The organism is Novosphingobium sp. AP12 (genome assembly GCF_000281975.1).
GTDB lineage: Bacteria > Pseudomonadota > Alphaproteobacteria > Sphingomonadales > Sphingomonadaceae > Novosphingobium.
The window spans coordinates 45,482-63,986 of record NZ_AKKE01000070.1; the positions used below are offsets into that span (position 1 = coordinate 45,482).

The following is an 18,505-nucleotide window of genomic DNA, read 5'->3' on the forward strand; positions in this document are numbered from 1 at the left end:
GTCACACAGAACACTCCGGCTTGCCCCAGCCGTCTCGGAATTTCAGTCCCGCCAGATCCCGCGTTACCGGCAGTGGATTGTATTTCCAGCCTGACAGTATGGTTTCCATCTGGTCGAGACCGAACAGGCCAGGAAGGAAAACACTGCGATTGAAGCGCGCTAGGTCGAGAAGCCCCGTCGAAACTGCTGCGCCGTACCCAAAGTAAGACCAATCGCACGCATGCTCGAAGAGCCCCCGAACGTCAGGCTCCAGGATTACGCCCGAAGCCGCAGCATCGTCGCTGAGGCGTGCCCGATCCTCGCGCGGGTGTGCGAGGTAGCGGACTGGAATTTCAATACCTTGGGCGAGCCGGCCAAGGCCCTGCCGGAACCGACGCTGCGTGATCAGGCGATCCTCAACCAGAGGCGAGCCGATGAGCAGGAATTCAGGGCGAACATGTCGGCCAGGCGCCGGGCTGGGAAGAACGAGATTTGCGTGCTCAAACCTGTCTCTCACCGTCGCCCGGCGACGGTCCATGCGTCGCCGGATGATCTGCGACGGATAGAATCCTGCCATGGCCTGAATCACGCCTCTGGCACCATACCAAAGATCACTAGTAAGATCGACGTAGTGTGAGAGCCCGTCTTCCCACAGCTCAACCTCCCTGATGCCCGGAAGCGAACAGACAAACCTCTCGAGGGGTTCTCCTTCGAGAAATATGATGACCTTGTCGACTTGGTGATCGCGAAGCGTCGCCGCCACCGCATCGTAATAGGCGCGGTTGTGGCGCCGGGCCCGGACCAGGCTCATGGGGCTGCGTCCGGGCAGGCTTTCCCGGCCGAGCCGAATGGCCCGGCGGCCATAGGCCTGCTCGACGGCGCTTGCCATAAGCTCATCCCGGTAAAAGACGATGTCAGGCCGGGCGTCGTTCGCCTGAAGGAATTGCAGGTGCAGCTTGCTGCGTGGCAGGGCGGCCAGCGTCACGCCACGGGCGCTCGCGCGGATGTCGCATAAGGCAGGGATCCGGCTATGATGGCATCGCTGAGGGCCCGTACCGCGCCGCGGCCGCCATCGGCATCGAGCACCAGATCCGCCGCGTCCAGCGCTGCCGGATGCGCGTCGCGAGGCGCCGCGGAAAGCCCAGCATACCGCATGCACTCGACATCGTTGATGTCATTTCCGACGTACAGACAGTCGCCAGGTTCAAACGCCTGCTCGCTGAGCCAGCTTTTCAGCAGCTCTAGCTTATTGTCGATGCCATGATGCACTTCGAGTTTGAGCTTGCGGCAGCGGGCCGCGACGACGGCATTTTTCTCCTTGGATATTACGACCATCGGAATGCCAAGCGACCTCAGAATCTCGATACCCATGCCATCGCGGCGCGAACATGCGACGCTTTCGCGCCCGTCCTGGTCTACAAAGACCCTGTCATCGGTCATGACACCGTCGAAATCGAAGACGATGGCTTTCGGGCGATCAGATTGCCCGCCTTGGTCGATGCGAGGGGCGCGCAGCGCGAGGAGCTGCTCGGCAAGCACCAAGTCTTCAGGCTCGTCAATCTCAAGCCGATTCTCGGCAGGCGTTTCGTGAAGCACCGTCTTTCCGAAAAATCGGTGCCGGTTTTCGCGAAATCCCGGCACGCGCATCGCATAAACGGCGCCCGTCTCGATGAATTCGGGCCGGCGCTCCTGCCTCATAAGCCTCACCGATTTGTCGTGATTGACCGGCTCAGCTTCGCCCTGGCTATCCCGCGACCAAAGGAAATAGTGAAACGCGGCCACTGCTACTGCCGTATCTGCTTGCCCATCAATTAACGCGGCGACGGTCCCATCGATATCCTCGCTCGTTGTCAGCGGCGAGGTGCACTGAACGAGAAGAATCACTTCAGGGACGTAGCCTTCGAGTGCAAGCACATCGAGAGCGTGCACGAGGGCATCTTCCGATTTCGCCAGGTCACCAGACAGTTTTTCAGGGCGCTCAATGACGTCGGCACCGTAACGGCGGGCCACCGCAGCAATCTCATGGTCATCTGTGGAAACAACTACCCGGCTAACACGCTGGGCGGTCCGCGCCGCTTCAATTGCATAGGCAATCAGGGGCTTTCCGCCCACCTCCCGGATGTTTTTCCCCGGGATTCCCTTTGACCCACCACGCGCGGGTATAACCGCCAATACCTGTCCAATCAAAAGCCGGTTCCTTGCTCGCGGCGGGGCGCCGCCTGATCGTTTTCGACGAATGCCATGTTGCAGTGCGATAGGATATTGACGCGGGCAACGCAAAACCTACGGTGCTCGACAACAGGGACTTGCACGAAGCCGCGGTTGCGAGCTAGCGCCGCGGGAAGACGCGGCAGTGTAAGGAAAAACGGGGTGACCTACCGGTGATGAAACTAGTGCCCTGCGCAACACTGCTCCTGCTCGGCGCATGTGCTGCGAGCCCAACTCCTCGGCCCGGCTCCGCGATCGAGCAGACCAGTGATCTTCCGGCGCCAGACCCCCGCGACATCGGCGGATCGATGCAGAACGTCTATTACGTCGGGCCTGCGGACAAGCTCTCTATATTCGTATCGGATCTGCCCGACATGACGCAGACGGTTATGGTCGATCCCTCCGGCAACGTCTCGCTTCCTATCGTTGGCCAGCTTAGGGCCGGCGGTCTCACCACCGAACAGATCCGGGCAGAAATTACCCGTCGTCTCGCTGCGAATGTGCTCGTGCACCCGACAGTCAGCGTCGGCATGGTGGAGACCACTAGCCAGAAGATCACGATCGACGGCGCCGTCAGCCGCCCAGGGGCATTTGCCGTCACGGGCAGCACTACGCTTGTTAGGGCGCTTGCGGTGGCCGGTGGCCCGAGTGGCCTCGCAAATCCGCACGAAGTCATTGTTTACCGAAAGGTAGGCGACAAGCAGATGGCCGCGCTATTCGACCTCAAGATGATCCGACAAGGCGATCTCAACGATCCGGTGATCTACGGCAACGATGTCATAATGGTGGGCACCTCCCGCACGAGACAGGCCCTGCGTGACATTGGATTGCTGTTCCCGCTGCTGGGCGCATTCTACACCGTCAATCGTATCACCTAGTAGAGCCGTCATGGTCAACGAATCAGGAGCAAATGCCGTGGCGAACACCGTCAGTCTCGCGGACGCCGAAACGGGTCCGCTTCGACGCTCGACTTTCGAACACGGCGACCACTGGACCGATGGCGGCGAACCTGTGCGCAACGCGGTTTCGACTCTGATCAGGCACTGGCGCCTGATTGCAGCGTGCACCGCTGTCACCATTGCCATCGCGCTTGTCGTCACACTTCTGATGAAGCCGACGTACACCGCGCGTGCTACCTTTGAAGTGCAGAGCGACGCTCCGCCGGTGACTACGACAGACGGTTCGGAACAGGGCCGGCCTGATGGTGCCTTCCTCCAGACCCAACTGGCTCTCTTGAACAGCCAGGCCCTATCGAATCTTGTCGTGGATCGGCTTAAGCTCGACAAGAACGCTGCATTCATGGGCGACGACGACGAGGTTTCCGGACCATCTGCTGCCGGGACAGCGGTTCGCCGCAAGCAGATCGCGGCAAGCAAGGTGCGCGCTGGCCTCGCCACTCAAGTTCTTGAAAATTCATCGGTCATCGAAGTCAGCTTCAGCGGTGAGGATCCCCGCCTGGCAGCGGACATCTCGAATGCTGTCGTCGAGCAGTTCTTCCTGTCGAGTGTCGAACGGCGTTTTGCCGCGTCAAACTATGTTCGTGATTTCCTGGGTCAGCGCCTTGCACAGCTCAAGGGGAAGCTGGAGAGCTCGGAGCGCGCGCTGATCGGGTACGCAGGCGAAAACGGCATCCTTTCGATTCCGACGCAAAACGGCGGAGAGGCTGGCGGTTCGCAGTCGCTCGAGACCGTTGGCCTTCCTGCACTCATCGAACGGGTGGCACAGGCGCGTGCCCAGCGGATCGTTGCTGAACAGAACTGGCGCATGGCTAGCTCGCGCAACGGATACAACCTGCCCGCCATGCAGGACAACCCGCAGGTCAGCACGCTCACCCAGGAACTCGCGAAGCTCGAAGCGGAGTATGAAGAGAAAAGCAAAACCTTCAAGCCAGGCTACGGCCCGATGGAGGAGCTCCACAGCCGGATCCAGCAGACCGAGGCGCAGATCGCCCGGCTTCGCGATCAGAACATCTCGGCCCTTCATGCGTCCTTCGACCTCGCAGTCCAACAGGAACAGGCCCTGGAGAGCCAGCTTCGCGAAACCCGCGGTTCGGTTTTCGAGACGCAGAATCGCGGCGTGGGATATGCAACGCTCCAGCGCGAGGTGCAGACCAATCGCGCGCTCTATGATGCGCTGCTTCAGCGCTTCAAGGAAATCGGCATTTCGAATGGAGGAAGCAACCGCTTCGCCATTGTCGATCGGGCGCTTCCTCCGCGCGCTCCGGTAAGCCCGAACCTGCCAATCAACCTCCTGATCGCCATCGTCGCCGGCCTTGGCATCGGTATGGGTGTCGCCTTTGCGCGGGACGCGATCGTGGAGCGCGTCAGCACTCCGAACGATGTGGCTCAGAAGCTACGTCTGCCGCTTCTGGGCATCACTCCAATGGTCGCAGATGACCTCGATGGTCAGCTGCGTGAACAGAAGTCTGCAGTTCATGAAGCCTACTTCTCGATCGAGACCGCGTTGCGGCTCGCATCCCCCAACGGCATGCCCAAGAGCATTCTTGTAGTCAGCACGGATGTCGGTGAAGGTAAATCCACGACGTCGCTGGGCCTTGCCAACAGCCTGAGCGAGCGCGGTGTCCGCACTCTGCTTATCGACGCGGACATGCGCCGACCAGGACTGCACAAGCGAGTCGGTATTGCAAACGTTAAGGGGCTTTCTGCAGTACTGTCAGGTGAAGCAGACGCGTCGGAGGCCATTGTGCGTCCTTCCAACTATGATTTTGACCTCCTGCCGGCCGGGCCTCTCACGCACAATCCCGCGCAGATGCTCGCCACACAGTTCGCCCGTGTGTTGACCGATTTGGGCGCGAGATATGACGTGATCGTCGTCGACTCGGCCCCAATCCTCGGGCTCGCCGACGCGCCGATCCTGGCAAATCTTACTGAAGGCGTCGTTTACGTGGTAGAAGCGGGCCGGAACCGCCCGGCGGCGATCCGGACGGCAATTCAGCGCCTAAGCAATTCACATGCCCTCCTTTACGGGGTCGTCATGACGAAAATCGGGCAACGTGCGTCCGGCTACGACTATGCCTATGCGAGCTATCACTACGATTACGGCAGCGAGAGCTAAGCTCCAAAGCTAGGCTTTACGCGCTTAAGCGAGCCGGCGCCTCCGGGTGCCGGCTGCTGCTGTGCACGACTTCCGGTGGCAGGAGTTGGCGATATATCTGCAATATCTTCTCGTGCATTGTCTGCGACGTAAAGAGCTCCAGAAACCGCGCGCGCCCCCGACGTCCCATTTCACGCAGCATTTCAGAATCGAGGCTCGATAGAGTGCGCGACCATGCCTCGCTGTCATTGGGCGAAACCAGAATCCCGGTCACGCCGGGGACAACAAGGTCGCACAGTCCATCGACATCGCTGGCAATGACCGCCCTTCCATTCCGCATGGCTTCGAGCGCGACCAGCCCAAATCCCTCCCAACGGGACGGCACCACGACGGCCAGACAGGCTTCATAGAAAGGTTTGAGGTCGCGTCGCCGCCGCCAGCCCACGGCGGTAACGGTCTCAGGGTCACTGGGCCGCGGTTCCGGGCCCACGGCAACCACATGAACGTCGGCATCGCCCAGACGCCCCATAGCCTCCAGCAGGACGTCAAAGCCCTTTTGGCGGCAGTCGCGCCCTGCGAACAGAAGAGGCAACCCGGCACTCCCCTCGTTGCGCCGCCAATTGCCGGTCGAAGGGGTTACGGCGATGCCGTTGTGAATGGTTACGAGGCGTTCCCTAGGTAAGCCGTGCGCAACGGCAGAATCGTGCTCGTACCGGGAGATGCACAGGATCGCGTCGGTTCGGCTCGCAAGCAGGCGCTCGATAGAGCCGTAAACCGCCTGCGACCTGGGCGAGACCCGCATGTTGAAGGACCAGCCATGTGAGCAGTACACAATCGGCGTTCGTCGGTACCTGCCAAAGCGCGCGACGAGCCTGCCCACCAGGCCCGCGTAGCTCCCATGCAAATGGATGATATCTGGGTTGATGGAGACCAGAGCTCGGCGGGCAGCTTTCGCAAAGCCCCACAGCGAGCCAAAATCGCGCCGGCTCGACGGAAAGGTCAAAACGCTGACGTCTTCCAGGTCCTCCAGGAAGGAAACCTGATCCTGCGGAGCGAGAACGTAGATCGACTCGTTTCCCCACTCGCGACCCTGCAAGGCAAGCAGTTCGCAGATGTGCGCCGCAGTGCCACCCTGAAGGATCTGCGCAATGTGCAGGATTTTCAACCAGAGCCAGCCTTTCCGTCCAGGGCATCCGAAAAAACGCTGCTGCGTCCTCCGTAGGGAGTACCCACTAAGGGAAACTACCGTATTTCGGTGGCGGGCCCAATGCTTAAAATCTGCAGGGCGCATCGTTTCGGCGGGATGGTGATTGTTCCTCTAATCGCCTGCTTACCATCAATTTTGGCGGCCTGGATGCCCGCAACGCTCGCTCCTTTGCCCCTCTCCCCGCAGGAAATATCCAGGCGCGGCGAGGCGTGCCCGTCCGAATCTTTCTGCCTATCTGGCGAGGTAAGGGTAAGGCTGTGGGAGCCCGGGCTAAGAGCCACGACCTGAGCCAGCCTGCCGTCCCTCGGCAGCCAGCCAAACGGGAACAGCGACCGATCATTGAATTGGAATGCGCCGTCGATGGCAGAAAGCTGCGGGTCTCCCGCTTTGGCCCCGTGCATTAGACGCCATGCATCCAGCACTGTCGGCAGGGCTCCTGAAGCATTCGAGCGTTCGAGGTAGCCGAGCGCATCTGGTACCGCCAAGGGCACTTTGTGCCTCGCCAGTGCTCGGAACAATTCTATCTGGGCAGCGGCTCGCGCCTGATTCTCCGGGTTGAGCCGTGCCAGGAAGATTGATTTCCACGAAGGCGATTCCGCGAGCCGGATCGCGATTTCGTCACGAAATCCGGCGTCCGGCAGAAGGTTGATCACTTGGTCCATAACCGTCTGACTGCTCGCGGCGTTGCGCCGGAGCAGCGCGTCCGCTGCGCGGGCCGCTGTTTCCGCAGATCCGGTCTCAACGGCGCGCCTGAACACATATTGCTGAACCGCTTCATCCCGCCAGCCGAGGCGAGCTGCGCTCAGGAATGCGCTGTCGGCACGCGCAATGTCACCCCTCTGCAGCGCCGAGTATCCGATCAGCGCCCAAGCCCGAGCGGAGTACGTGTTGAGCCATAGAGCCCGCTGCGCATGATATGTCGCTTCCCCTGCCCATTCCCCGTCGCCGATAAGCTGTTGCGCTCTCGCTAGGTGGGCCCGTGACGAAAGCGGTGTTATCCGGAGCGCAAGAGCCGGACGGCCTCCGCCGACCAGAATGTCCGCGACGCCAGTCTGCGCAACCAGTGCCACCAGCAATAACCCAGCCGCCGTCAACCAGAACCGAGGCTTGTAGATCGCAGTCGCCTTGATAGCAGTTTGCGGGCTCGGATGGCGCGTGACTGGTCTCGGGACGTTGACTGAGGATCGCGAGGCAAAGGCGAACGAGAGCAACAGGCATGCCACGCTGCCAATCGCGAAATCGCGAAGCGGATAATCAACGAGGGAATGGAGTATCGGAACAGCAAGGCAGCAAAGCACCGCCTGAGCGAGTTTTTCCCCTTGCCGGCCCAGTTGGACAAACCGGATGGCCAAGCTAATCAGTGCGCCCCCCACCAGCATGACCCCCGGAAGGCCAAGCTCAATCGGGACCTGCAGTACTTCGCTATGCGCATGATTTATGAAGACCCCCGACACATCTTCAAGCGCTTCAACGCTGGCGTAAGCCTGCGCGAACGTGCCTGCCCCGCTCCCGACAGGGAAAACCTCCCGCAGCGCGACGAGCGATTCGCGCCAGATCAGAATTCGGTCGAATGATCCGCCTTCGCCAAGAAATCGAAGAAACGACATATGGCCAACCGGCGTGAATAACATGAGCGCTAGCAGTGCCGAGAATACGGCCCCTGCGCTCAGCAACGCTGCCTTGCGCGAGCCGGAGCGCTGCAGCAGGAGCATGCCTGCCAGCACGAAAAGCAGCAGGATGCCTGCTCGCGATCGCGTGGCAATCACGCCAGCGGCGAATACGATCGCCAGAGCATAAAGAGTCAGTCGTTCGAGCCTCGCAGGGCTCGCCCCCGCAAGCGCAACAGCCAGTCCCGCAGCGATCACCAGCAGATCTGCTTCGTGATTGCGATTTCCGAAAAAACCGGTCAGCGTCCCTGGTACGGCGTCTGGCTGTAGATAAAACCGGCTGTCGGGATGGACCATCTGGGCAAACCCGAACAGCAGTCCTGCCATCGCCAAAGCAAGCACGAGGTAGATGAGCCCAACTCTTCCATTCTGGCTGAGCGTCGCGGCGCCCCAGAAAACAGCGACGTAGCCGCTGGCCAGCAGGAAAGAGTGCCAGGTTGATTCGACATCGAGCGTGAGCGGATGCCAGTTGTTAACCTGGAGAAATGACGCGGCGTTGAGCAAAGGCGCTTGCCCCGCGAGCGCTCCCGCTGCGCGAAGCGGGATAGGGATCATTTGCGCGAGGGGTATCGCCGCGATCGCGAGGCCCATCAGCCAGGCGGCCTTTGTCAGACGGCGCCGTGTGCAGTTGCTGTTAATGACGGCAATACAAGCGGACCAAGCGGCCACCAGCACGATACTGAACGCTCCCGGTGAGAGTGCGCTGCTGCCCGCCAAGATAACGGATAGGCACAGGGCAAGGGCCATAGGCCACCACAACCGCAAGTCTGCAAACAGCCCGACCGTGTGCGAACCAGGACGTACTCTGTGCATAGATTCTCCCAGCTCGAAGCGGTGGCATACTGACGCATTTTCCTGATTGCAAATGCCCGAACCGCAGGCTCACCCCTGCAAGGAAGCGGTTTTGCAAACCCGTCAGCACAGGCGGTACTGCTGGGGCGGCGATCTGAAGCCGGGCGCAATCATTTCTCCGCAAGGGGGTACGTCATCAGGCCAAGGAATGGCCGGGAAAAAGCAGTCACTTAAGGGGCTCACAAGCGGAGCGAAACCAGATAACGCCGATCCGACAGGGCTCGAAGGACGTGCCAACGCGCTACGTCACCGAACGCCTTGCGGTTATTTCGCGGATAGGCTATTCGAGTGGAGTAATGAAGACCGTGCTTTGAATTCGGGGAGGCGTGCTACCGCTCCTTCGGCATCAGGGCTTCAAAAGGGGTAAGAGATCATGCAGAAGCTTCGTAATGTGGCAATTGCCAGCGCTGTTTCGATTATGCTTATGACTGCTGGTGCCGCGAACGCTTCGGTGCGCCCTGGCGGCGCGCAGTTTGCCAAATCGGCGCCCCTTCAGACTGGGGAACGCAAGTCGCAGGATGTTGCGCAGGACAACTCCCTTCGCATGAGCACCGGGACAACGGTTCTCGCAGCAGCAGTTCTCGTCGGGATCGGTTTGGCTTTCCTCATCGATGACAAGGACAAGGACGAACCCGTCAGCCCTTCCTGACAGGTGGATCCACGTTCGGACTGGCGTTGTCAGTCCCTGTGCTGGACAGTTTGGCAGAATTAAATTCAAGTAGCCGCTGTGCGATACGCAGCGGCTATTTTCGTTTCTGAGCCACGATCGGTGAATTTCACTGCTTCAAGGGCGCAGGATTGGTAACGTCGGCCATAAGGTTCTGCAACCGGCCTCGCACGATTAGCCTATGAGCAAGCCACTGCGACCCCTGCGCGGTCAGATGTCCGCCGTCGAATTTGACAGGGATCCCTGACGGCAACTGCGTCATGCATACGTTTGACCGGCACTCTACTCCTGAGAGAGCAATGAAGGGAACACCTGCTGCATCGGCAGCGGCTGCAAGCTGCCGGTCTATGCCAGCAGTTCGGGTTACGCGGTACCTGTTAACAAGTCCTGCGTCTCCCCGAATTCGGGCCGCAGCCAGCAGCCGGGGGACATCTTCCCGGTAAGTGACGCCCCGCCCCATGAGCAGCACCGGTATCGACCGACGTTTGAACCAGGCAAGCGTGTCCGCGACCTGGGGAACATCATCGGGTTTCCATGCTCCCGACAGTATGACGAGCCGAAATCGCTGATGCAGCAGAACTTGGCGGTAAGCGAGGTCAGCAGCCTGCCGGCACCGCTGGTCCGATGCCTGCAAGGAGGCGAGCGTGAGGCGGCAGCTCGCAACGGTCAGCTGGCCAAAATGGATATCCGGTAATTCATGAGCCAGTCCATACCACAGATGAGCAGCATGACTGTCTCCCAACACCAGGACATTCGGACGATGGGGATCCGCCTTCAAACAGCTTTCCAGGTCGATGCTCTGGCCGGTCCGATCGGTTAAGAAGCAGGTTCCCTCACGAAAGGCAGGTCGCGGATCGTAATCGAGGAACGATGCAAGTTGGACAGTCTCTGCATCGAAGCGTTGGGGCACCCCCTTTGTCGTCATCAGGAGCACTGAAAGGGCGACCGCCGCAACGGCTCCCGCGCAGACGGATCGCGAAACGGCCTGCCGGGTGATGATTGCGCCCCGAAACGGCTGCTCGATAAATCGCCACGACAGCCATGCGAGCACGAACATGATCGCAATGAGTATCCAACGCGCCGGAGCAGCAGGTGGAAGAGCGAGCTTGGCGAAGACCAGAACCGGCCAGTGCCACAAATAGAGCGAGAACGAGATTTTACCGACAAAGCGGACCGGCGGCGCTGAAAGCAACTTCGAGGCGATGCCCGAAGGTCCAATAGGAGCGATAATCAGTGCGACGCCAAGGCAGGCTGGCAGCGCGGCGAGCCCGGGACGAATGCCTGCAGAGCCGCCGAAAAAAACGGCGGCCGCAATCAGAAGCAGGCCCGTTATGCCTGCACCATGTGACACGGAGTTAGATGGCTGATTTGATTCGCTCTGTCCGAAGCAGGCTGCCAGGCTGGCCCCCACGCCCAGTTCCCAAGCGCGAAAGGGCAGGAGGTAGAAAGCTGCTGCGGGGTCGCGGAATATTGCCCAACTGTAAACTGCGAGCGAACCCACCGTCGACACGACGAGCACAGCCGCGAGGTGGCGGCGGAAATATCTCACCAGCACGCTCAGCAGAACTGGTAGCAGGAGGTAGAACTGCTCCTCGACACCCAGTGACCACATATGCAACAAGGGGAGGTTACCGCTGTCGGCCTCGAAATAGTTCTGCGTAGAATAGAAGTATATGTTCGCCGCAGACAGGACAGTGGCCAAGGCCGCCTCGCCGACTTTTCTGGCATCAGGCGGCGTCAGGATAAGCAGTGCCAGCACTAGCGACACCAGGACGACAGCCAGGGTCGCGGGCAGAATCCTTCTCACTCTTCGTTCAAAGAAACGCAGGAACGAGAACGTCCCACCATCCATCTCGCGCAGCAGTATCCCTGTTATCAGGTATCCCGAGATAACGAAGAATACGTCCACCCCCACAAAGCCGCCGGAAAAAAGCGCCAGCCCGGCGTGGAACAACAGTACAGCCAGCACGGCTACGCAGCGCAGTCCATCAATCTCGGCTCGGTATGTGGATGTCACTCCAGCGGTCCCCGTTGCATGATTCCAGCCGTGCACAGGCTGCCGCTGCTCCGCGAAAGGATACTGTTGCGGACTGCATTAGCATGATCAAGATGCCGAGCTGATCGACGAAATCAATCATCGCGGCGGCAAGAGCGTTGCATTGCTGCCGAAGTGGCGCAAGGGGAACCTGATTTCGCGCGCGATGAGACGAATTGGTGCTGCCAGACATGCAAGAGTTCCCCCAGAAAACTGCATATCGAATTGCTGGCATGCGGGCCATGTCCGGCCATCTGTCCAAGCTGCTGAGGATTCTGATTGCCAGCTGGGGCCTGATGAGTTGCATGGCACAAGCGCAAGATGCGCTGCCCTGGCCAGAGCGGATCCAAGTTCAGATCGCCCGGATCTCGGGGATAGGCTGGCGCCTTGAGGACGCTGCCGATCGTGTTTGCACGAACCGGTTGGCGCCTATTGGCGCGGAATTCGATTACATCGGCGCCTACACCGCCCGCGATCGGCCATTCATCAGACAGGTACTTAGGCTCGGAGACGCACCGCAGATTGCCTCTGTCGTTCCCGGAGGCGCCGCCGATAAGGCCGGTCTTCGGCCGGCAGATGAGATAGTCGCCATCGACGGCAGGGGATGGCGGGATCTAGCCGCCGGGGCCAAGGACCCAGATCTTCTCGCTGATGACATACAGGCGCTTACTGCAGCGCTCCCCGCTCAGCGACAGTTGATGCTGACGGTCAAGCGCGAAGGCCAGGACGTGGACGTGCCTGTCGCGAGACGCAGCCGATGCGGGGCGCGTTTTCTTCTCAAGACGGGCGAGGGCCTCCGGGCTTACAGCGACACCGCAAATGTCGCGATTTCGGAAGCACTTGTTGAGTTTGCGCTCAATGACGATGAACTGGCGTTGGTCCTGGGACATGAACTCGCTCATGTCCTGTACCAGGACAAACGCGACATGGGCGTGCCTGCCCGGCGTGCTGCGGAGGCCCGCGCCGATTTGACGGGCGCTGCCATCGCACGCTGCGCCGGCTTCGATATCGCGCGCGGAGTAGGGATCCTGACCCGGCTCGGCAAACGCGACTGGATGCCGCTCTTCAACGCGCCCACGCATGGCAGCATGAAGCACCGGGTCAAGAGAATCCGCGCGGCAGTCTTGTCTGCCCCACCCACTTCGTGCCCACTCGTCAGCCTTGAAATCGCGCCCGATGGAACGCGTCCCTGATATTGGGGGATAGCTTCCCCATCCGCACATGCTAGGTACAACACAGCGACAACGCGGTGGCCTGCACGGAATAAGATCTTGAAGGAAACGACCTGGCGATCGGCAAGGCAGCGCTACCTCCCCCCTGCGGAATTCCCGGCACAGGCGTTCCGCAGCTATCAGAGCCGGGTGCTGGCGCGAAGCCAGCTTGTCTGGGGCGAGCACTGCACGGAGTGCTCCTTTCCCAGCTGTCAGTTCACCTGTGCATTTTATACCCCGCGCCCGGATCTCACCTGCCAGCGTTTCGAAAACGGCATCGAGAGCATCGATTGCGCCGACGCCCAGATCACGCGCATCGTTTTCCGCAAATGGGGCAAACTGGAAGCCACGGGCCCTGCGGGACTATTCTCAACGGCTGCAAGTGCGCGACTGGGCGCGATAGATCGTTTCGTCGGTGCCGGGCTGGTCGCGGCGCCCTTACCATTCGAGCCCAAGCAGAACTGGATCCAGCGCTGGAACCGCTGGAAGAATCGCTGGCCGTCGGCGGACGTCCTAGATTTCCCAGAGGTGAAATTTACCATCGAGGCCTGGACACCCAGCGCACACCCTTTCGAGATGACGCTCACCTTTCTCTCGGGAAGTGATCAGCGCATGTTCCAATGTGCGTTCACCGTGTCACGGCAGTACATGCGCCTAGAGATTTCAGCCAGGGAGATAGCCGGGTCGCTGGACCTCGATCAGCCCTACCTCGTGCAGATCGAGCCTGTCGGAGACGCCCAGGGAAGAGAGATTTACCTGGGTTTGGCGGACTTTCGCACATTAGTTGACGATCATCAGTCAACCCCTGCCAGGGACCAGCCGGTCGGCGCGATCAAGGTCGTGGTCTGGGATCTGGACAATACCCTTTGGGACGGCACGCTGGCAGATGATGGCTTGGAAGGCCTGACGCTGCGGCGGGATGTGGTTGAGACTATCCAGGAGCTCGATCGCCGCGGCATCCTTAATTCGATCGCCAGTAAAAATGACGCGCCTCTAGCCGTCGACGCGCTTACGATGTTTGGGATCGATCATCTTTTCCTTCATCCGCAAATTGGCTGGGAGCCCAAAAGCGATGGCATTGCCCAGATCGCAGCCAGTCTCGATCTCGGCATCGACAGCTTCGCCTTCGTCGACGATCTGGCATTCGAGCGGGCGCAGGTTCAGGTGGCGCATCCCACGATCGCGGTCTTTCCCGAGACTGACACGGCAGGACTGCTTGCGAACCCGCGATTCGACGTGCCGGTGACGGCCGAAAGCAAGCGGCGCCGTGAGATGTATCAGGCCGAGGGACACCGCGCTCAGGCCTTCAATCCCATGAAGACCGACTACAAGGCCTTTGTAGCCAGCTGCGATATCCGTCTCACAATTACGCCCGTCAGCGCGCTGACAGCTGAGCGTGCCTTCGAGCTCACCCAGCGCACCAATCAGCTCAACTTCCGAGCAAGCCGCTATACCCGGGCCGAAGTGGCCAGGCTTGCGGAAGATGACAGCATCACCCCGCTCGTACTGAGCTGCCGGGATCGTTTTGGGGACTACGGAATAATTGGCTTTCTGGCGCTCGACCGTTCGAGCGGCACCGTGCTCGATCTGTTTATGAGCTGCCGCGTTCAGCGTAAATTCGTGGAACATGCCCTCGTCCAGTACCTTCTAGGCCTGGTCGGCACGCTCGGTCAGGAGAACCTGCGAATTTTGTATCGGCCATCCACCCGTAACGAAGCTTCAGCCAGACTTTTGAAGGAACTGGGATTTGCCCCTGCCCCCGTCCCGGCAGAGGGAGACGAAATCACGTGGTTGTTGCCGACAACCACAGTCCTGGAAAATGCATCGCTGGTCACCGTGGAACTGCTGCCGGAGTTCGATCTTGAGAGCCATTAAGCGTCGGGGAGCTGTCGAGCGCATCCGAGATTTCATTGACTACCGCGTGCCGCCCCATATCCCAGTGAAACGAGTGAAATCCCGCCTCACGGCACCAGTCGCCAGTTTCACGTTCGACGATTTCCCCGCCAGCGCGGCCCATAACGGAGCGGTCTTGCTCGAGGAATACGGTGCGGTCGGCACGTTCTATGTAGCCGGAGGTCTGTGCGGTGGAGCTGACGGCGACACTTCCTATTTTGACAAAGCCGATCTTGTCGATCTGGTGCGGCGCGGCCACGAGATCGGGGACCACACTTTCGCCCATATCCATGTGCCGCGACATGATCGCGCGGCGCTCGACGAAGACCGGACGCGAAACGCGCGGTTTGTTTCCGATGTCGCCGGTGACGTAATCGCCACTTCGTTCGCCTACCCGTTCGGCCACGCCTCTATTACAGCAAAACGGTATTACTCCCGCCACTTCGCTTGCTGCCGCGGCACCGCACCCGGGATCAACTCAGGATCTCTGGATCTCGCTCAACTGAAAGCCGTCAGTCTGGAATCGAGCGTTTTCGATCCGAAGGCATTGGCTCACATTCTAGAGAAGGCAAAGGCCGAGAATGGCTGGTTGATCTTCTACACCCATGATGTGAGTGGCAACCCGACGCCCTTCGGTACGGAAGCCGGCGTTCTCGCCGGCGCCGTGCGGGCCTGTCGCGACGCAGATATCGAGATACTTCCAGTCCGAAATGCCCTTGCGCGCGCGTGCTTTGCTTGAAAGTCCGCGGTGACCCAATGAACGGAATGAACACGTGACGCGCAAATTTCCCTACCGGGTGTCGCCAGGACGCATGGCGGTCGAACGGCTCGCCCCCTTCGTTGATCTGCTGCTTAGCCCCCTGGTCCTGCTCGCTACGCCTGTCATGCTTCTGGTTGCGCGTCTTGGCTGGCGCGGCCGACTGGCCCGCAGAATTCTCGATTCCGCAGGGATCGCGGTTTTACGGCATCATTACTACAGCCCGGTGGTTTTTCAGTCAGATCTGGGCGCCGATCTCGATGCTCCTCGCGAGCTTCCTGGCATCGACATGCGCGAGGAACATCAGGTCGCCCTGCTATCCGACCTGTCATTCAGCGCGGAATGCGAAACCGCGCTCGCCGGCTTCGATTTCGACAATCCCAATTTTGCGCGGATCGACAGCTATGTGCTCTATTCAATGCTGCGCCATCTGCAGCCACGGCGGATGTACGAGATCGGATCGGGATTCTCGACCAGAGTTGCCAGCGCAGCTCTCTCCCGGAACGCCACAGCGTGCAGCCATCTGTGCATCGAGCCCTACGAGATGCCCTGGCTCGAGCAGACGGGTGCTACAATCGTGCGCAAGCGCCTTGAAGACATACCGCTGGCGTTGTTCGACGAACTGGAGGCCGGCGACGTCCTGTTCATCGATTCCTCGCACACTGTGCGCCCGCAAGGCGACGTCGTCCGGGAATATCTTCAAATCCTACCGCGCCTAGCGCCGGGCGTCGTCATACACGTCCACGACGTCTACACCCCGCATGACGTGCATCCTTATCTGGTCGTCGAACAACGCAAGATCTGGACCGAGCAGTACGTGATGGAGGCTCTGCTGAGCGGGGGTGACAGGTTCGAGGTCATGCTGGCCAATTACTGGATCGGCCGCCAGCACCCTAAGGCTTTCGCCAATGTGGTACCAGGATTTGCGCTTCCCCCCGGAAGAGACGGCTGCTCCTTCTGGATGCGGCGCGCCGGCTAAGCCGGTCAGGTGAGTGGCTTGTAGGCCGTGATATGCGCGTAGGAACCGAGAGCCGACCAGTCCCGGTCAGCCGCGAGATTTGAAAGCGCCCTGTCTACTTGACGCAGAAGCGGGATTTTCTCGAAGTAGGCGTGGCCGTAAAACGTCCGGATTCGGATGCTGCGCAAACCGACGCCTTCCAGCATCGCCTGCATCTTTCTCCTGTCACCATAGCACCATGAGTAGTGGGCGGGAAACTTGTTGCGGTTGTGCCTGCGCTTCGGTGCAAGAGCATAGAGCAGCCCGGTGGACAGGGTCTCAGGTAGATATTTATTGATGACAAATGGCACCGCATAGAGCGTCGGAGCCATGTGGAAAGCGACGCCGCCGGGCCTGAGCAGCTTCATGACATTGCGATGCATCTGAACGCCATCCTTGACGTGCTCAATAAGCGTCCGCGAAAAAATGACGTCAAACTGGCCCTCGAATTCGCTCACATCTCCGGTCACATCGAAGCAGGCCTTGTCATATTCGTCTGCAGTGCGGGCCAGCTCGGAAGGATCGATATCGTTCACAGTGTAGCTGGCGATGTTGCCCGGCAACTCTGACAACGAGAAGGAAGGCTTGCGCCCGCCGCCGAGTTCAAGCAGCCGCGCCTCGGGATACGCTGCGATAAGCTCGCTGAGCGTGGGGCGAAAATCACGGAATGCCGCAAGATGGCTTTGATCGAAGTGGATGGCTTGGGACTTTCTCGGACCGCCAGAAAGCAGGACTGATTTTTGCCAATCCCGCACCGCTTCCTAATGCCAGAACACAGCTCTAGGCAATGGCGAATCGAGCCTTGTCGCAACCGCGGAAACTACCGGGATCGTCAGTGACTCAGCTGTCACATGATGACTTGCAGAACCGTTTGACGCACTGCAGCGCGCCGAATATGAAATCCGGAGTTGTTCAGGCTGCCTTTGGGCATGTGCGAAGGTAGAGCATGATTACCAAACCTCCCGTTCTGGTCACTGGCGGTGCCGGTTATATCGGCAGCCACGCTGTTTTGGCCCTTCTGGATGCCGGTTGGCCTGTTGCGGTCATCGACAATCTGACCACCGGGTTCCGTTTTGCCGTTCCCGAGGGTGTACCCCTTTATCAGGGGGACATTGAAGACAGCGAGTTGGTGTCCCGCATTTTTGCTGAACACGGAATGGGCGATGGGGTTGGCGCCATCATGCACTTTGCGGGGTCAGTCGTGGTCCCCGAATCCGTCGAAAACCCGCTAAAGTACTACCACAACAACACCGCCAAAAGCCGGGCACTGATCGATGCCGCGGTAAAGGCCGGTGTGCCGCATTTCATCTTCAGCTCGACCGCCGCGACTTATGGCATCCCGAAGGTTTCGCCTGTAACCGAAGATAGCCCAAAGGTACCAATCAACCCTTACGGCATGTCGAAGCTGATGACCGAGACAATGCTCGCGGATGTCAGCAGGGCTCACGCCTTCAACTACTGCGCTCTGCGATACTTCAATGTCGCCGGGGCGGACCCTGCTGGTCGAACTGGACAGTCAACCGCAGGAGCAACTCACCTCATCAAGGTCGCTGTGGAAGCGGCGCTCGGGAAGCGGAGCCACGTGGCCGTCTTCGGAACGGACTTCGATACTGCAGACGGTACCGGCGTACGCGATTATATCCATGTGTCGGATCTCGCCGATGCTCACGTCCAAGCGCTCGAGGCGCTTGTCTCGAAGCCGGATCGGTCGCTGACGATGAATTGCGGGTACGGAAGCGGATTCTCGGTTCTCGAAGTGCTAGATGCGGTCGACCGGGTGACCAACAAGAAACTGGAGCGCCGTCTCGAGGGACGAAGGGCTGGCGATCCGGATTCCCTCATTTCCGACAACAGCCGTATCAAGACGACCATTCCATGGGTTCCTCAATACGCTGACCTATCCGTCATCGTGCAGCACGCGCTGGCCTGGGAACGCAAGCTGGATAGCGTCAAGGTTCCATAAAGCGCTCGACAGGAT

At 60.0% G+C, this 18,505-nt stretch carries 14 protein-coding genes; 8 read left to right on the top strand and 6 right to left on the bottom strand.

Annotated elements, in window-relative coordinates; all coding sequences use genetic code 11:
- Window position 1 precedes the first annotated feature (1 nt).
- Complete coding sequence (locus PMI02_RS12605) at window positions 2-964, bottom strand: hypothetical protein (RefSeq protein WP_007683168.1); 963 nt, start codon at window positions 962-964, stop codon at window positions 2-4.
- A complete protein-coding gene (locus tag PMI02_RS12610) occupies window positions 961-2,166 on the bottom strand; it encodes an acylneuraminate cytidylyltransferase (RefSeq protein ID WP_036503665.1) in 1,206 nt (401 codons plus the stop codon). Before PMI02_RS12610 ends, PMI02_RS12605 begins: the two co-directional genes overlap by 4 nt.
- A 329-nt stretch (window positions 2,167-2,495) precedes the next feature.
- On the opposite strand from PMI02_RS12610, the gene PMI02_RS12615 reads away from it, so the two are divergent.
- Window positions 2,496-3,065, top strand: a complete 570-nt coding sequence (locus PMI02_RS12615; protein ID WP_007683173.1) for a polysaccharide biosynthesis/export family protein — start codon at window positions 2,496-2,498, stop codon at window positions 3,063-3,065.
- 37 nt (window positions 3,066-3,102) lie between these two features.
- Window positions 3,103-5,262: a polysaccharide biosynthesis tyrosine autokinase gene (locus PMI02_RS12620; RefSeq protein WP_036503667.1), complete on the top strand. Its 2,160-nt coding sequence runs from the start codon at window positions 3,103-3,105 to the stop codon at window positions 5,260-5,262.
- A 16-nt stretch (window positions 5,263-5,278) separates the two neighbouring features.
- On the opposite strand, the gene PMI02_RS12625 is transcribed toward PMI02_RS12620, so the two are convergent.
- On the bottom strand, window positions 5,279-6,406 hold the full coding sequence (locus PMI02_RS12625) for a glycosyltransferase (RefSeq protein WP_007683178.1): 1,128 nt from the start codon (window positions 6,404-6,406) through the stop codon (window positions 5,279-5,281).
- A 77-nt stretch (window positions 6,407-6,483) separates the two neighbouring features.
- Window positions 6,484-8,862 (bottom strand): O-antigen ligase, encoded by a 2,379-nt coding sequence (locus PMI02_RS12630; protein WP_157222510.1) that lies wholly within the window; start codon window positions 8,860-8,862, stop codon window positions 6,484-6,486.
- Between the two features lie 478 nt (window positions 8,863-9,340).
- Between PMI02_RS12630 and PMI02_RS12635 the strand changes: the two genes are divergently transcribed.
- Window positions 9,341-9,616, top strand: a complete 276-nt coding sequence (locus PMI02_RS12635; RefSeq protein ID WP_007683181.1) for a hypothetical protein — start codon at window positions 9,341-9,343, stop codon at window positions 9,614-9,616.
- Window positions 9,617-9,743: 127 nt separating this feature from the next.
- Here PMI02_RS12635 and PMI02_RS12640 read toward each other — a convergent pair whose 3' ends face one another.
- Window positions 9,744-11,651 carry an acyltransferase family protein gene (locus PMI02_RS12640; RefSeq protein ID WP_007683183.1) on the bottom strand — a complete coding sequence of 636 codons (1,908 nt, stop codon included), beginning with the start codon at window positions 11,649-11,651 and terminating at the stop codon, window positions 9,744-9,746.
- A gap of 260 nt (window positions 11,652-11,911) precedes the next feature.
- On the opposite strand from PMI02_RS12640, the gene PMI02_RS12645 reads away from it, so the two are divergent.
- The 4 genes from PMI02_RS12645 (at window position 11,912) to PMI02_RS12660 (ending at window position 16,509) form a co-directional block, all read left to right on the top strand.
- Window positions 11,912-12,862, top strand: coding sequence for a M48 family metallopeptidase (locus PMI02_RS12645; protein WP_007683185.1), 951 nt, complete (start codon window positions 11,912-11,914; stop codon window positions 12,860-12,862).
- A 78-nt stretch (window positions 12,863-12,940) separates the two neighbouring features.
- Window positions 12,941-14,755: an HAD family hydrolase gene (locus tag PMI02_RS25905; protein ID WP_007683187.1), complete on the top strand. Its 1,815-nt coding sequence runs from the start codon at window positions 12,941-12,943 to the stop codon at window positions 14,753-14,755.
- Complete coding sequence (locus tag PMI02_RS12655; protein WP_007683188.1) at window positions 14,742-15,512, top strand: polysaccharide deacetylase family protein; 771 nt, start codon at window positions 14,742-14,744, stop codon at window positions 15,510-15,512. The genes PMI02_RS25905 and PMI02_RS12655 overlap by 14 nt, the downstream gene beginning before the upstream one ends.
- A gap of 34 nt (window positions 15,513-15,546) precedes the next feature.
- A complete protein-coding gene (locus PMI02_RS12660) occupies window positions 15,547-16,509 on the top strand; it encodes a class I SAM-dependent methyltransferase (protein WP_007683190.1) in 963 nt (320 codons plus the stop codon).
- A gap of 5 nt (window positions 16,510-16,514) precedes the next feature.
- Here the strand turns inward: PMI02_RS12660 and PMI02_RS12665 are convergent, their stop codons facing one another.
- Window positions 16,515-17,282 (bottom strand): bifunctional 2-polyprenyl-6-hydroxyphenol methylase/3-demethylubiquinol 3-O-methyltransferase UbiG, encoded by a 768-nt coding sequence (locus PMI02_RS12665; RefSeq protein ID WP_007683191.1) that lies wholly within the window; start codon window positions 17,280-17,282, stop codon window positions 16,515-16,517.
- Window positions 17,283-17,473: 191 nt separating this feature from the next.
- On the opposite strand from PMI02_RS12665, the gene galE reads away from it, so the two are divergent.
- Window positions 17,474-18,490 carry a UDP-glucose 4-epimerase GalE gene (gene galE / locus PMI02_RS12670; protein WP_007683192.1) on the top strand — a complete coding sequence of 339 codons (1,017 nt, stop codon included), beginning with the start codon at window positions 17,474-17,476 and terminating at the stop codon, window positions 18,488-18,490.
- Window positions 18,491-18,505: the final 15 nt, after the last annotated feature.

Excerpts from the sequence above, each read along its gene's own strand:
- PMI02_RS12615 (WP_007683173.1), top strand. The coding sequence starts at position 2,496 with ATGCAGAACGTCTATTACGTCGGGCCTGCGGACAAGCTCTCTATATTC.
- PMI02_RS12630 (WP_157222510.1), bottom strand. The coding sequence starts at position 8,862 with ATGGCCCTTGCCCTGTGCCTATCCGTTATCTTGGCGGGCAGCAGCGCA.
- PMI02_RS12635 (WP_007683181.1), top strand. The coding sequence starts at position 9,341 with ATGCAGAAGCTTCGTAATGTGGCAATTGCCAGCGCTGTTTCGATTATG.
- PMI02_RS12645 (WP_007683185.1), top strand. The coding sequence starts at position 11,912 with ATGTCCGGCCATCTGTCCAAGCTGCTGAGGATTCTGATTGCCAGCTGG.
- galE (WP_007683192.1), top strand. The coding sequence starts at position 17,474 with ATGATTACCAAACCTCCCGTTCTGGTCACTGGCGGTGCCGGTTATATC.